Annotated in this window: 12 protein-coding genes, 1 pseudogene and 1 riboswitch; all 13 genes and pseudogenes read left to right on the top strand. The window is 42.4% G+C overall.

Annotated features, from left to right (window positions below):
• Nucleotides 1–19 precede the first annotated feature (19 nt).
• Nucleotides 20–171, top strand: a riboswitch (M-box (ykoK) riboswitch).
• Between the two features lie 195 nt (nucleotides 172–366).
• The 13 genes and pseudogenes from mgtA to MK385_RS03770 all read left to right on the top strand — a co-directional run bounded on the left by mgtA (nucleotide 367) and on the right by MK385_RS03770 (nucleotide 13,215).
• The gene (mgtA, locus tag MK385_RS03830) at nucleotides 367–3,027 is read left to right on the top strand and encodes a magnesium-translocating P-type ATPase (protein ID WP_268725333.1); all 2,661 of its coding nucleotides are present in this window, start codon (nucleotides 367–369) and stop codon (nucleotides 3,025–3,027) included.
• A gap of 134 nt (nucleotides 3,028–3,161) precedes the next feature.
• Entirely contained in the window at nucleotides 3,162–3,560 is a 399-nt protein-coding gene (gene spx / locus MK385_RS03825) for a transcriptional regulator Spx (protein WP_000591165.1), read from the top strand.
• Nucleotides 3,561–3,626: 66 nt separating this feature from the next.
• Entirely contained in the window at nucleotides 3,627–4,196 is a 570-nt protein-coding gene (locus MK385_RS03820; RefSeq protein WP_268725332.1) for an SP0191 family lipoprotein, read from the top strand.
• Nucleotides 4,197–4,282: 86 nt separating this feature from the next.
• The gene (locus MK385_RS03815) at nucleotides 4,283–4,549 is read left to right on the top strand and encodes an IreB family regulatory phosphoprotein (protein WP_000507059.1); all 267 of its coding nucleotides are present in this window, start codon (nucleotides 4,283–4,285) and stop codon (nucleotides 4,547–4,549) included.
• A gap of 3 nt (nucleotides 4,550–4,552) precedes the next feature.
• Entirely contained in the window at nucleotides 4,553–4,972 is a 420-nt protein-coding gene (gene ruvX, locus MK385_RS03810; RefSeq protein WP_125391439.1) for a Holliday junction resolvase RuvX, read from the top strand.
• A gap of 15 nt (nucleotides 4,973–4,987) precedes the next feature.
• Nucleotides 4,988–5,293 carry a DUF1292 domain-containing protein gene (locus tag MK385_RS03805; RefSeq protein ID WP_000017624.1) on the top strand — a complete coding sequence of 102 codons (306 nt, stop codon included), beginning with the start codon at nucleotides 4,988–4,990 and terminating at the stop codon, nucleotides 5,291–5,293.
• Nucleotides 5,294–5,697: 404 nt separating this feature from the next.
• Nucleotides 5,698–6,948, top strand: coding sequence for a bifunctional folylpolyglutamate synthase/dihydrofolate synthase (locus MK385_RS03800; protein WP_268725331.1), 1,251 nt, complete (start codon nucleotides 5,698–5,700; stop codon nucleotides 6,946–6,948).
• Nucleotides 6,949–7,038: 90 nt separating this feature from the next.
• Complete coding sequence (locus tag MK385_RS03795) at nucleotides 7,039–7,494, top strand: SP_0198 family lipoprotein (protein ID WP_268725330.1); 456 nt, start codon at nucleotides 7,039–7,041, stop codon at nucleotides 7,492–7,494.
• 185 nt (nucleotides 7,495–7,679) lie between these two features.
• A pseudogene (locus tag MK385_RS03790) lies at nucleotides 7,680–8,829 on the top strand (iron-containing alcohol dehydrogenase).
• A gap of 104 nt (nucleotides 8,830–8,933) precedes the next feature.
• Nucleotides 8,934–10,208 (top strand): glycosyltransferase, encoded by a 1,275-nt coding sequence (locus tag MK385_RS03785; RefSeq protein ID WP_268725329.1) that lies wholly within the window; start codon nucleotides 8,934–8,936, stop codon nucleotides 10,206–10,208.
• Entirely contained in the window at nucleotides 10,205–11,185 is a 981-nt protein-coding gene (locus tag MK385_RS03780; RefSeq protein WP_268725328.1) for an NAD-dependent epimerase/dehydratase family protein, read from the top strand. The genes MK385_RS03785 and MK385_RS03780 overlap by 4 nt, the downstream gene beginning before the upstream one ends.
• A complete protein-coding gene (locus MK385_RS03775) occupies nucleotides 11,160–11,975 on the top strand; it encodes an MBL fold metallo-hydrolase (protein WP_268725327.1) in 816 nt (271 codons plus the stop codon). The genes MK385_RS03780 and MK385_RS03775 overlap by 26 nt, the downstream gene beginning before the upstream one ends.
• Nucleotides 11,953–13,215, top strand: coding sequence for a F390 synthetase-related protein (locus tag MK385_RS03770; protein ID WP_268725326.1), 1,263 nt, complete (start codon nucleotides 11,953–11,955; stop codon nucleotides 13,213–13,215). The genes MK385_RS03775 and MK385_RS03770 overlap by 23 nt, the downstream gene beginning before the upstream one ends.
• Nucleotides 13,216–13,228 lie beyond the last annotated feature (13 nt).

Below are 13,228 nucleotides of genomic sequence, written 5' to 3'. Positions count from 1 at the left end.
AGGTTTATACTGATAGACGAAAACGGTAGGTGAGGCTACCATAGGGATACGGATGACTACCGCAAAGCAGTGGAGACACTACTCGTTGGTCAACAGTTCTGGTCGCGAAGGCCAAGACTAAGCTCATTACATCGCCCTATGGAGTTAAAGCTTGAACGAAAAAACAGATAATTAGTTTTTTAATCCTGCCATTTTATGGTGGGATTTTCTACTGTTTTAGAACAAGGAAAGGAGACAGACGATGCAAATTGACGATCATCCAGAACCGCACATACACAGCCAATCGCTGATTTGTGTCGTTCTGCCCTTATAAAGTGATTGGTCTCTGTGTATGAAACACATCATTCATACAGATAGGAGAAACCAATGAAAACTACAAAAGAAAGAGTAGCAACAGCTATTCACACACCCTTAAACGAAACTCTATCTTTTTATAAGACAAGTCTAACAGGCTTGACTGAGGAGCAGTTGGAGAAAAATCGTGACCTATATGGCGAAAACACCATCACCAAGGGTCAAGAAGACAGTATCCTCAAAAAGATTTACGAATCCATCATCAATCCATTTACAATCATCCTGCTGGTCATCGCTATGATTTCCATGGTGACCAATGTCTGGTTGGCGAAGCCTGGACAAGAAGATCCGACGACCTCTATCATCATCGTCGTTCTCGTTCTAATCTCTGGTGGCATACGCTTTGTCCAAGAACTGCGGAGTGACAAGGCTGCGACCAATCTATCAAAAATGATTGTGAATACAGCCACAGTTATCCGCGAAGGCCAGAGTTTAGAGGTCGCAATTGAAGATTTGGTCGTTGGAGATATAGTCAAATTAAGTGCTGGGGATATGATACCAGCAGATCTCCTTTTAATTGAATCACGTGATTTCTTTGTTCAACAGTCTGGTTTGACAGGTGAAAGTGACTCGGTTGAAAAACTAGCCTTGTCAAAAATGAGTCAGTCAAACTTTGATAGTCTGCTAGAAGCAGAAGCGCTCGCCTTTATGGGAACCAACGTGATATCAGGAAGTGCCAAGGCTTTGATTCTAGCGGTCGGTGATGATACCATGATGGGAGAAATCGAGCAGACCCTCAATACCTATGACGAACCGACCTCTTTTGAACGGGAGATGAACAGCATCTCTTGGCTCTTGATCCGTTTGATGTTAGTCATGGTTCCCATTGTTTTCTTGTCCAATGGTTTAACAGATGGCGACTGGTTGGAAGCAGGTGTGTTTGCACTGAGTGTTGGTGTTGGATTGACACCTGAGATGCTTCCTATGATCATCACGGCCAGTTTAGCAAAAGGTTCCATTATCATGGCCAAGGAAAAAGTCGTCATCAAAAAACTCAATGCCATACAAGACCTAGGTGCTATTGATATCCTGTGTACGGATAAAACCGGAACCCTTACCCAAGACGAAATTGTCCTTGAATATCCTTTGGATATACATGGAGAATTGGATTTATCTGTGTTGAGACGGGCCTATCTCAATTCCTATTTTCAAACCGGTTTGAAAAACTTAATGGACCGTGCTATTATCAGTAGAACTGAAAAAGAAGCTAAAGAACACGCTATTCTACAAAATTTAGATACTAGCTTCCAAAAAATAGATGAATTACCTTTTGATTTTGAACGCAGACGGATGAGTGTCATCGTCAAGGATGAGAACGAAGTTGTTAGTTTGGTAACCAAGGGTGCCCTAGAGGAAATGCTTGCGATCTCAACCCATGTGGAATATCAAGGTCAGATTAGCCCTCTGACGGATGATATCCGAGTGGAAATCTTAAAAGAAGTAGATCAACTTAATCAACAGGGATTGCGAGTCTTGGGAGTCGCTTATAAAACAGGCCTAAAAGAAGGTTTTGCTTACTCAGTTGAAGATGAAAAAGAGATGATTCTAACAGGATATCTTGCCTTTCTAGATCCACCAAAACCATCAGCAGCACCTGCTATCCAAGCTTTGTTAGAACACGGTGTTCAAACAAAGATCTTGACGGGAGACAATGAGAAGGTAACCCAAGCAGTTTGCGAAAAAGTTGGTTTAGACGTTGATCAAATCTTGTTGGGTTCTGATATTGATGCCATGACGGACGAAGAGTTGGCTCAAGCAGTTGAGAAAGTGACGGTCTTTGCCAAACTCTCTCCGGATCAAAAAGCACGAATCATTTTACAAATCAAATCGAATGGACATTGTGTCGGCTATATGGGAGATGGGATCAATGATGCCCCTTCTATGAAAGTGGCCGATGTGGGGATTTCGGTTGATACAGCAGTAGATATTGCCAAAGAAACGGCTGATGTCATTTTGCTAGATAAGGATTTGATGGTGCTTGAAAAAGGGCTGGTTGAAGGACGCAAAGTCTATGCCAACATGACCAAATATATCAAGATGACGGTCAGCTCTAATTTCGGGAACATTTTCTCTCTGCTAGTGTCTGGTATCTTTTTACCTTTCCTTCCTATGGCTCCGATTCACTTGATTGTGTTGAACCTCGTCTACGACCTTTCTTGCATTGCCTTGCCATTTGATAATGTGGATGAAGACTTTTTGAAACATCCTCATAAGTGGGAGGCTAAGTCTATTACTCGCTTTATGATTTGGATGGGTCCGATTTCTTCTGCCTTTGATATTTTGACCTTTATCTTACTCTATTTTGTCATTGTCCCAATGGCGACAGGTCAAGCCTATGCTCACGGAGCAGAGTCTGCAACGGGCTTTATTATTTTGTTCCAGACAGGTTGGTTCATTGAATCCATGTGGTCCCAAACCATGGTTATCCATATGCTCCGTTCAGCAAAACTTCCTTTCTTACAAAGTCGTCCATCATGGTTTGTTCTTGGGACAACCTTGCTAGCAGCTAGTTTTGTGACCTTCCTTCCCTACTCTTCAATTGCTAGCCTGCTTCATTTAACCCCTTTGGAACCAATTTATTTCCTCTTTTTGCTTTTGATTATCGTTCTCTATATGATAAGTGTTACAGTTGTAAAACGATTGTATATCAAAAAATTTAAAAGTTGGTTATAAATTGATTTTGTCAAGAAAAAAGTACGAAAATCGCGAAAAAAGTTAATTTTTTTTAAAAATAGGTCGCAAGTCGGATGTTTTTTATGGTATAATAGACTAAACTGATAGTAACATGTAGCGAAAGGGGTAGGTACATGATCAAAATTTATACAGTCTCAAGTTGTACTAGCTGTAAAAAAGCGAAAACCTGGCTCAATGCCCACCAGTTAAGTTATAAAGAACAAAATCTCGGTAAAGAAGGAATTACAAGAGAAGAGTTATTAGATATTCTCACGAAAACAGATAATGGAATTGCCAGTATCGTTTCGTCAAAAAACCGCTACGCTAAGGCACTTGGAGTTGACATCGAGGATTTGAGTGTCAATGAAGTGCTCAACTTAATCATGGAAACACCACGGATCTTAAAGAGTCCGATTCTCGTTGACGAGAAGCGCCTACAAGTCGGCTATAAAGAAGATGATATCCGTGCCTTCTTGCCACGCTCTGTCCGTAATGTAGAAAATGCAGAAGCACGTCTACGTGCAGCTCTATAAAACATCAAGGCTGGGAGTGACTCCTGGCCTTGTTTGCTCTTTTGTTTTAAAATCATGTGAGGAATTATGAAAAAGTTACTAATTGCTAGTTTTGCTCTCCTCTTTTTGCTTGCGGGATGTGGGCAAAAAAAGGAAACTCCTGCTGCTACCACAACAGCATCTGAACCTCTTCAATCAAACCTTCCCGTTTTGGACAATGCCGAAAAGAATACGGTTGTTACCAAGACCCTGTTGATGCCGAAGTCAGAAAATGGAACGCAGCAGACTCAGGCCATTACCTATAAAGGTAATCAGTTTTTGACCTTGACCATTCAGCAAAAACGACCTGTCGGGGATGAACTCAAGACCTTTATCTCTGAAAATGGCCTAGAGGAGACGCAAAAAGCGCTTCTAGAAGCGGAAGAAAAGGATGAGACCATCCAAGAGGCACGCAAACTAGCAGGATTCAAACTGGAAACAAAGCTACTCAGCGAGACAGAAATCCAGACTACAACGACTTATGATTTTCAAGTATTGGACGTCAAAAAGGCATCTCAGCTGGAATATTTAAAAAATATCGGCCTTGAAAATCTCTTAAAAAACGAACCTAGCCAGTATATTGCTGACAGAGTGGCAAATGGGGCGACAGAACAATAGAAAATCCAAATTAATAGACTGACTTATTTGTAGAACGTCAGGGAATGTGCTATAATAGTACTATTCTAAGGAAAGAGGGTGTTAGAATGGGATTTACTGAAGAAACTGTACGGTTTAAATTGGATGATTCCAATAAGAAAGAAATTAGCGAAACGTTGACAGACGTCTATGCTTCTTTGAACGACAAGGGCTACAATCCGATTAACCAAATCGTCGGTTATGTATTGAGTGGAGACCCTGCCTACGTTCCTCGTTACAACAATGCACGAAATCAAATCCGTAAGTATGAGCGTGATGAAATTGTTGAAGAATTGGTACGCTACTACCTTAAGGGACAAGGAGTCGATCTATAATCTATGAGAATTATGGGATTGGACGTCGGTTCAAAAACAGTAGGGGTGGCGATTAGCGATCCCCTAGGCTTCACCGCTCAGGGACTTGAAATCATCCAGATTAATGAGGATCAGGGCCAGTTCGGTTTTGACCGTATCAAAGAATTGCTTGACAGCTATAATGTGGAGCGCTTTGTAGTAGGTTTACCAAAGAACATGAACAATACCAGCGGTCCACGAGTAGAAGCCAGTCAAGCCTATGGTGTCAAGCTAGAAGAACTCTTTGGTTTGCCAGTAGACTATCAGGATGAGCGTTTGACAACGGTCGCTGCGGAGCGTATGTTGATTGAACAAGCAGATATCAGCCGTAACAAACGCAAGAAAGTTATTGATAAGTTGGCTGCTCAGCTGATTTTGCAAAATTATTTAGATAGAAAATTTTAAGACAGAGGAGAAACTATGTCACACGATCACAACCATGACCACGAAGAACGTGAATTGATTACACTAGTAGACGAGCAAGGAAATGAAACCTTGTTTGAAATTCTTTTGACCATCGATGGGAAAGAAGAATTTGGTAAAAACTATGTTCTGCTAGTGCCAGTTAACGCAGAAGAAGATGAAAATGGTGAAGTTGAAATCCAAGCTTACTCATTCATCGAAAACGAAGACGGAACAGAAGGCGAATTACAACCAATTCCAGAAGACTCAGAAGACGAATGGAACATGATTGAAGAAGTCTTCAACAGCTTTATGGAGGAGTAAAAATGTTCAGTGAACATTTTTACCCTTACGCTAAAAATAAAGACCGTAAGTAAGTCTGGGAGACTGTATCAGCCCAACTCCTAAAAATTGTAAGAGTTGGAATATCCGGGGGATGTTTTTACCCCTACGCCAGAAATTAGAAACGCAGGAACGTCCGGGGGATATTTTTACTCCAGTTCCTTTAAATAAGAGAGAACTGGTATGTTCAGTGAACATTTTTACCCTTACGCTAAAAATAAAGACCGTAAGTAAGTCCGGGGATGTTTTTAGCCCACGTTGAAATTCATAGTAGCTAGTGATTAGCTAACCAGGTAAGAGGTTGGGATTTTTGTCTCGGCCTCGCTTTTTATTTACAGTAAAACTTTAGCGCGCTAGTTGATTGGATTGTTGTTAAGGAGACATGTATGTTTGAAGTAGAAGAATGGCTTCATAGTCGGATTGGTTTAAACTTTAGATCCGGTCTTGGGCGAATGCAGCGAGCGGTGGATTTGCTGGGGAATCCTGAGAAGACTTATCCTATTATCCACGTAACAGGGACTAACGGTAAGGGGTCAACTATTGCCTTTATGAGGGAGTTGTTTGTTACTCATGCTAAAAAAGTTGGTACTTTTACCTCTCCTCATATCATCAGTATCCATGATCGAATCTGTATCAATGGGCTACCGATCGTAGAGGAAGACTTTGTCCGTATAGCTAACCAAGTCAAGGAGATGGAGAAAACTCTTTTGGAAACACATGACCAATTGTCTTTCTTTGAGTTGTTGACCTTGATTGCCTTGCTTTACTTTAAAGAGCAGGACGTGGATCTAGTTCTGCTAGAAGTGGGAATTGGTGGTCTACTTGATACCACTAATGTCGTAACAGGAGAGATTGCAGTTATTACTTCCATTGGCCTAGATCATCAGGAGACCTTGGGTGACAGTCTGGAGGAAATAGCAGAGCAGAAAGCTGGTATCTTCAAGGTTGGAAAGAAGGCGGTCATTGCCAAGTTTGCTCCAGAAGCGGAGCTTGTCTGTCAAAGTAAAGCGAGAGAGTTAGCTGTTGAACTTTATCAAACTGGGCGAGACTTCACCTTGAAAGCTAGAAATTTCTCAAGCAGCTTAGCAAGCTTTTCACAGCTTGAAATCAGTTTGGAAGCTGCTTATCAGAAAGAAAATGCCGCCTTGGCTTTAGAAACTTTTCTTCTGTTTATGGCGTCAAGAGGTGAAAGGGTCGAAGAAGAGCTTGTTAGACAGGCTTTGAAGAAGACTCACTGGGCAGGTCGCTTGGAACGGATTCGTCCGCAAATCTACCTAGACGGGGCTCACAATCTTCCAGCCTTAACCCGTTTGGTCGAGTTTATCCAAGAGAAAATCCAACAAGACTATCAAGTCCGTATCCTTTTTGGTGCTCTTAAACGCAAAGATTATCAAGGAATGTTGGGCTATCTATCTGAGCAGTTGCCTCAGGTGGAGCTTAAGGTAACGGGCTTTGACTACCAAGGTTCTTTGGATGAGAAGGATGTGGCGGGTTACGATTTGATTTCTTCCTATGGGGACTTTATCAGAGAATTCGAAGAAAAGGCCAATGATCAGGACCTGCTTTTCGTGACTGGATCTCTCTACTTTATCTCAGAAGTCCGAGCGAGTTTGCTAGGAAGTGATGAGATTAGTTGACCTTCTAGGCTTAAGTTGTTATACTTGAGGTAGGAGGTACATCTGGAAACGATTCCAGCAAATTATTGGCATAAAAGAAAGGAAATCGCTATGAAAACGAAAACATTCACACTTTCTATTGCTTCCCTAGTAATTCTTAGTCTTTTAGCAGCTTGTGGGCCTAAGGCACAAGCCCCTACCCAGCAATCTGCTCAGCAATCATCTACTCAACAAGAATCATCTTCTAGCGCTACGACAAGTGCTAGTCAACCACAGGCGTCCTCAAGTCAGGATACTATTGTAGCTCAACCTACGAACATCGATGGTACCTATACTGGAAAAGATGAGAATGACCAAATCACTCTTGTTGTAACAGGTAAAACTGGTACATGGACTGAGGTCGAGCCAGATGGAGATAAGGAAATCAAGCAAGTCAGCTTTGAGCCAGAAAATCAACGTGTCATTATCGGAGATGATGTCAAAATTTACACGGTTAATGGTAATCAATTGATTATCGATGATATGGACCGAGAGGCATCTGACCGAGTGGTATTAACTAAGCAATAATCATTCAGTAAAAGTTCCAATGAGATGAAATCTATCTTTTTGGAGCTTTTTTTCTTGAAAAAGTGGCTGGCTGTTCTTTACTAACTTTTTATTTAAAACGCTTACAAAAATTTGTAAAACTTCTTATAAGGTTGTATACTTATAGTAAATAATTAAACAGCGCAGAGGCGCAGGAGGAAAAGCATGTGGCTACATTTTACGTTCCATCAGAACCCTATTGGTAAAGGTGTTGTAAATGAAGTAGGTCCGTATATCAAGGAACTGGGGTATAAGAAGGCCCTTTTGGTGACAGATAAGTTCATCGAAGGAAGTGATATTTTACCCAAAGTCCTAAAACCCTTAAATGCTGAAGGGATCGAATATGTGATCTTTAGCGATGTGGAGCCAAATCCGACTTGTAAGAATGTCACGGAAGGAGTTACTGCTTTGGAAGAGCATGGATGTGACTTTATCATCAGTCTTGGTGGTGGATCTCCACAGGATGCGGCTAGTTGCATCTCTATCATCGCTACAAATGGTGGAAAACCACAGGACTACGAAGGTCTCCACAAGTCTGCTAAGAAAGGCTTGCCAGTGGTTGCGATCAATACAACAGCTGGAACTTCTGCAGAAATTACGATTAACTATGTCATTACTGACGAAGAACGCAAGGTCAAGATGGTAATGGTTGATAAGAACAGCCTTGCCCTCATCTCTGTCAATGATCCAGAACTTATGCTTTCAAAGCCGAAAGGATTGACAGCAGCGACAGGTATGGATGCTCTTACCCACGCTGTTGAAGCCTTGGTAACACCAGGTGCTTATAATGTGACCAAGAAACTCTCTATCGGAGCGATTGAGCTCATCAAAGAGTATCTTCCTCGTGCTGTGGCAAATGGCCAAGATATTGAAGCGCGTGAGGCGATGGTCAATGCCATCTTCCTCGGTAGTATGAGCTTTAATAATGCTGGTTTGGGCTATGTTCACTCTATGGCTCACCAACTCGGTGCGGTATATAACTTGCCACATGGTGTCTGCTGTGCCATGCTTCTCCCAGTTGTATAACGTGAAAATGCCAAACGGGTGCCAGAAGCTTTCCGCAATGTAGCCAAAGCTTTGGGTCTCCATGTTGAAGGGAAAACTGATGAAGAATGTGCAACCTACGCTATCGCTGAGATTGAAAAATTGTCTGAAACGGTAGGAATTCCGAAGAAACTCATTGAACTCGGTATCCAAGAAAAAGACTTTGACTTTGACTATCTTTCTAAAAATGCTTTGATCGATGCTTGTGCGCCAGGCAATCCATTCATGCCAACTTTAGAAGAGACCATTGCTCTTTATAAAGAACTCTTCTAGAGATTAACTTAAGAGGAAGCGACGTATTCCCCAAAATATAAATAATATTGGAAAGAACTATCATTATGGTAGTTCTTTTTTTAAAAATTTGCTATCCTAGACATATGAGAAAAATCAAAATTGATGTGGTTGTAGTACCCTTAAGTGGGCATCTTTTCCCGACCCTCAATCTACTCGCACCTTTGTTGAAGGATCCCCTGTATGAGATTCGATTATTTACAGGACCGCAACGAAAAGCGGTCGCAGAGGAGATGGGATTTCAGGTGATTCCCATTTTAAAAAATTCTGTAGATGAGTTTGAGCGAGTAGCCAACAATGAAGGGCAATTAAACCTGTTTTCTGCTTATCGACAGTTGTCAGCTAGTCTTGATTTGATCAATGCAGTGTCTGACCAACTAGTGCAAGAATGGCAGAAAATTCGACCAGATCTTGTGATTGCGGATTTTATAACCCTCTCTGGAGGACTTGTAGCGGAACAGTTGAATATTCCCTGGATAACAACCATGGCGACACAGTTTGCAATTGAAACAACAGATGGACCGCCTTGTTTCTTTGGAGGAATGGGCAGTCCAAAGAATCCTTTCCAATCTGCCCAGCAATGGCTAGGAAGAAAAGGGACTCGTTTAGGGAAACGAATCGTAACCTTTTTATTGAGAGAACGATTGAAACGTTACGATTTTAAGCTTTACAATCAGAAAGGTCAGGAAACCATCTATTCACCCTATTCCATCTTGGGAATTGGGATGAAAGAGTTGGAGCTGAAAAGTGGCTTTCCAGATCACTACCTTTGGGCGGGACCTTTTGGGTCTTCGATTGAGAGGGCAGAGAATTATCCTCTGGATTTGGCTCCTTATGCAAATCATAAGAAGGTCCTTGTCTCCTGTGGGACTCAGCTAGCATGGGCCAAAGACAACCTCCTCTACCAGACACAACAATTGGCAAAAGCCCATCCGGACTGTCACTTCTTTGTAACTCTGGGTTTCGGCGGACAAGGTTTCCAATGTGAGGAGGTCATGGACAATGTTTCTGTGGTATCCTATCTTCCCTATAAGGAATACATTCCCCAGATGGACTATGTGATTCATCATGGCGGTGCTGGTATTTTTTACCAATGTATTATCTATGGCAAGCCTGCCTTGATTCTCCCTCATGACTATGATCAGTATGACTATGCGGTTCGCGGGCTAGAGGCAGGGATTGCCCTGACTGCTAAACGGGAGGATAGAGAAGCGATTGGACGTGCTTTTGATGAGTTGTTGACTAGAGATGACTGGCCAGACTTGAACAAACTTAGTCGTGCAGCTCAAATCTATCAGCCAACAGAGATTCTGAAGAGCGAAATACATCGGCTCTTGGGGAACAAGGAGAATAAGACATGAAGAAAGTATTGGTAACAGGTGCTACGGGCTTTCTAGGCAAGTATGTTGTTGAAGAGCTCAGTCAGCAGGGCTATCAGGTACGCGCTTTTGGACGTAATCTCAAGGTGGGTCAGTCTTTAGAGAACTCCTCTGTGGCATTTTTTCAGGGAGATTTGACCAAGCAAGAGGATCTGACTCAGGCTTGTCAGGGTATGGACATGGTTGTGCATGCGGGTGCTCTTTCTACCGTTTGGGGGCCTTGGGAGGATTTCTACCAGACAAATGTCTTGGGGACCAAGTATGTTCTAGAAGCCTGTCGTGAAGTCGGTATCCAGCGCTTGGTTTACGTATCCTCACCTAGCATCTATGCTGCTTCTAAAGACCAGTTCGCCATCAAAGAAAGCGATGCTCCGCAAGAAAACAAGCTTAACAACTATATCCGTAGTAAGCTGGCTTCGGAGCAACTCTTTAAAGACTATCCGGATGTACCTAGCATCATCTTACGCCCCCGTGGGCTTTTTGGGATTGGGGATACCAGTATTTTGCCCCGAGTTCTCAAACTCAGTCAGAAGCTTGGCATTCCATTGATAGGGGATGGTCGTCAGCTCATGGATATGACCTGTGTGGAAAATGTTGCTCTGGCCATTCGTTTGGCTCTAGAGACCCCTCAAGCTAGTGGCCAAGTCTATAATATTACCAACGGGGAACCAAGGGAATTTAGAAATCTGATAGAAGAAACTTTGAGAGGGCTAGGCTATCCGATAACATACCGAAAAGTGCCAGCTCCTCTTCTTTCAGCTATTGCCAGTAGTTTAGAGTCTATTTACAAGATCTTGCATTTCAAAGGAGAACCAGTTCTGACACGCTACACCTATTACTTGCTGAGGTATAGTCAGACGCTGGACATCAGCAAGGCGGAGCGAGACTTGGGTTATTGCCCTCGAATCAGTATTTCGGAAGGGATTGAACAGTATGTCAAAGATTATCGAAAGCATTGATTATTTCCCTGCCGGATATTGTACTAGTTATGCGGGTTTGTTATTTAAAGGAGTCAAGAATAAAAAGATGACCTTCCCAGCTGGCGTCTTTCTGATTAAGCACAGAGACAAGGGCTATCTACTATATGATACTGGCTATCACTATGATATTAAGACGAAGCTACGCTATGGTTTTTACCGTCTAGGAACTCCTGTTCAGATGACGGAAAAGGATCAGATTTCATACTTATTGAAGACAAAAGGAATTAGGCCAGAAGAGATTACCTATGTCATGTTGTCTCATCTCCATCCAGACCATTTAGGAGGGGCAAGTTTTTTCCCGAATGCTCAATTTATCCTGACTCAAGAGGTTTTTGAAGTTTACCAGGAACCCAAGCTTAAGGATTTGGTCTTTAAAGAGTTTTTACCAGCTGATTTTGAGAAAAGATTGACCGTTATCAAGGCAAATCAGCGCTATTCAAATTTTCCCTATGATCTGATTTGTGACCTCTTTCGAGATGGCAGTATCCTAGTAGCATCAGTAGATGGACATGCCAAGGGGCAAGCCTGTCTGTACCTTCCAGACTTTAATCTCCTCATTGCAGCAGACCTCTGTTGGGGAATTGACCTCTTGCCTTATACCAAGCAGATGCACTTGATTCCTTCCTTGGTGCAGGACAACAAGGAAGCCTATATCAAGGGGGCAGAGTTCTTAGAAAATGTTCTAAGAGATGGTATCGAGGTACTGGTCAGCCATGACTCTGTAGAAAGGATCGAGCGGATTTTGTATGAAAAAAATAACCTTTCTTAAAACTTTTATCCAAACGCGTTGGCTACATAACTTCAAATCTCTAGAAGCCTTAGAAAACTATCAGAAAAAGCAATTAGCTAACTATATGGCCTTTTTAAAACGTGAGTCACCTTATTTTAAAAATGGGGTTCCTAGCGACTTTGATCATATGGACAAGGCCTTTATGATGGAACATTTCAATGAGCTCAACACCCAAGGAGTGGATCGTGATGAAGCCTTGGCCTTGGCTATTGAAAGTGAGCAGACCCGTGATTTTACCGAGCTCAAAGGTGAAGTGGCGGTTGGGCTGTCTTCAGGGACGTCTGGACATCGAGGCCTCTTTATCACAACAGAGAAAGAGCGTAGTATGTGGGCAGCGGCTATTTTAGCCAAGATGTTGCCCAAGGGCCAGCTGTTTGGCCACCGCATCGCTTTTTTTCTGAGAGCTGATAATGAACTCTATCAAACCATTAATACAGCGCTCATTCGGTTAGAGTACTTTGATATTTTTAAAAATACGGATGACCATATCGGCCGTCTCAATAGCTACCAACCGACCATAGTGGTGGCGCCTGCCTCTATGCTACTCGAGTTGAGCAAACGACTAAAGGCTGGAGAGTTAGCCATTCACCCACAAAAAATCGTTTCTGTAGCAGAAATCTTGGAAGATAAGGATAGGGAACGCATCGCAGAAGCCTTTTCTCTATCCATTATTGACCAGGTTTATCAGGCAACTGAAGGTTTTCTAGCCTGTACTTGCTCAGCTGGCAATCTGCATCTCAACGAAGATATTATCTTTGTGGAAAAGCAGTATCTAGATGACCGTCGTTTTCATCCAGTGATTACGGACTTTAAACGAAGCAGTCAGCCTGTTTATCGCTACCAGCTCAATGATATCTTGGTTGAAAATCCAGAGCCTTGTCCATGTGGCTCCTGCTATACACGGATTGACAAGGTCGAAGGACGTTCTGACGACATCTTCTATTTCGAAGGACTGGATGGGGGTCAAGTGACCATCTATCCTGACTTTATCAGGCGGTGCATCCTCTTTGCGGAGAATGTAGGAGATTACCAAGTCAAGCAACATTCTGAGAAGTTAGTGGAAGTGTGCCTAAGCCAACGAGATGAGGCAGTGGAAGCATCTATTCTAGCCCAGTTTCAACTCCTAGCCCAGCAAAAGCAGTTTGCGGTTCCTCAAATCCAATTTTCAGATTATCACTGGGATACTAGCCGTAAACTCAAACGAATCCAACGTTTATGAAAGGATAATAGAC

Source organism: Streptococcus oralis (genome assembly GCF_026782125.1).
Lineage (GTDB): Bacteria > Bacillota > Bacilli > Lactobacillales > Streptococcaceae > Streptococcus > Streptococcus oralis_CE.
The sequence above is the reverse complement of the archived record's forward strand: the minus strand, read 5'-3'. Positions and strand labels throughout refer to the sequence as shown.

Coding starts and splice junctions, on each gene's coding strand:
- MK385_RS03785 (WP_268725329.1), top strand. CDS start 8,934: ATGAGAAAAATCAAAATTGATGTGGTTGTAGTACCCTTAAGTGGGCAT.
- MK385_RS03780 (WP_268725328.1), top strand. CDS start 10,205: ATGAAGAAAGTATTGGTAACAGGTGCTACGGGCTTTCTAGGCAAGTAT.
- MK385_RS03815 (WP_000507059.1), top strand. CDS start 4,283: ATGGGATTTACTGAAGAAACTGTACGGTTTAAATTGGATGATTCCAAT.
- ruvX (WP_125391439.1), top strand. CDS start 4,553: ATGAGAATTATGGGATTGGACGTCGGTTCAAAAACAGTAGGGGTGGCG.
- MK385_RS03800 (WP_268725331.1), top strand. CDS start 5,698: ATGTTTGAAGTAGAAGAATGGCTTCATAGTCGGATTGGTTTAAACTTT.
- MK385_RS03775 (WP_268725327.1), top strand. CDS start 11,160: ATGTCAAAGATTATCGAAAGCATTGATTATTTCCCTGCCGGATATTGT.
- MK385_RS03770 (WP_268725326.1), top strand. CDS start 11,953: ATGAAAAAAATAACCTTTCTTAAAACTTTTATCCAAACGCGTTGGCTA.
- MK385_RS03805 (WP_000017624.1), top strand. CDS start 4,988: ATGTCACACGATCACAACCATGACCACGAAGAACGTGAATTGATTACA.
- MK385_RS03820 (WP_268725332.1), top strand. CDS start 3,627: ATGAAAAAGTTACTAATTGCTAGTTTTGCTCTCCTCTTTTTGCTTGCG.
- spx (WP_000591165.1), top strand. CDS start 3,162: ATGATCAAAATTTATACAGTCTCAAGTTGTACTAGCTGTAAAAAAGCG.
- mgtA (WP_268725333.1), top strand. CDS start 367: ATGAAAACTACAAAAGAAAGAGTAGCAACAGCTATTCACACACCCTTA.
- MK385_RS03795 (WP_268725330.1), top strand. CDS start 7,039: ATGAAAACGAAAACATTCACACTTTCTATTGCTTCCCTAGTAATTCTT.